Here is a 320-nt window from a genome sequence, read left to right on the forward strand (position 1 = left end):
GCAGCAGGGCACCGCCGCCGGACAGGGTGATGCCGTGGTCGATGATATCGGCACTCAGCTCAGGCGGGGTGCGCTCCAGGGTCTCCTTGATGGTGCTGGTGATCTTGACCAGGCACTCCAGCAGGGCCTCGCGCACATCCTCAGAGTGGACGACGATGTTCTTGGGCAGGCCGTCCAGCAGGTTGCGGCCCTTGATATCCATGGTCATCTCGGGGTCCATGGGGTAGGCAGAGCCGATCTCGATCTTGATCTGCTCGGCGGTGCGCTCACCGATGAGCAGGTTATATTTGCGCTTGATGAAAGCGATGATGGCCTGATCA

At 60.9% G+C, this 320-nt stretch carries 1 protein-coding gene; it reads right to left on the reverse strand.

The window, feature by feature from the left end; all coding sequences use genetic code 11:
• On the reverse strand, positions 1–320 hold a 320-nt coding region (locus P0G09_RS16975; protein WP_275253255.1), incomplete at both ends, for a rod shape-determining protein.

The organism is Faecalibacterium sp. DFI.5.82, from assembly GCF_029076575.1.
Lineage (GTDB): Bacteria > Bacillota > Clostridia > Oscillospirales > Ruminococcaceae > Faecalibacterium > Faecalibacterium duncaniae.